The sequence below is a fragment of the Mesorhizobium sp. Cs1299R1N1 genome (assembly GCF_037179655.1).
GTDB lineage: Bacteria > Pseudomonadota > Alphaproteobacteria > Rhizobiales > Rhizobiaceae > Mesorhizobium > Mesorhizobium salmacidum.
The window spans coordinates 1-232 of record NZ_JAPYKR010000154.1 but is presented as its reverse complement, the minus strand read 5'-3'; the positions used below and the strand labels follow the sequence as shown (position 1 = coordinate 232).

Below are 232 nucleotides of genomic sequence, written 5' to 3'. Positions count from 1 at the left end.
GTGGTTGTGTTGCCGCCTGCGGCGCGCACGCCGTCGATGGTGGCGCCGTCGGCACCGGCGATGTCATTGACCAGCACGCCGGCAACGGCGGCAACGCTGAGCAACGCGCCTTCATTGACATTGCCGCCGTCGGTGGCGGCTGTCGGTACGTCATCGACGATGGCGATGTTGATGGTGCCGGTGGTGGTGTTCCCGTTTGCGTCGGTGACCTGATAGGTGAAGCTCTCGGCGG

General features: G+C 65.9%; 1 protein-coding gene. It reads right to left on the bottom strand.

Features of this window, described 5'->3' with window-relative positions:
* Positions 1–232 (bottom strand): hypothetical protein (locus O7A70_RS34470; RefSeq protein ID WP_337144249.1); only part of this gene is annotated, 232 nt, incomplete at both ends.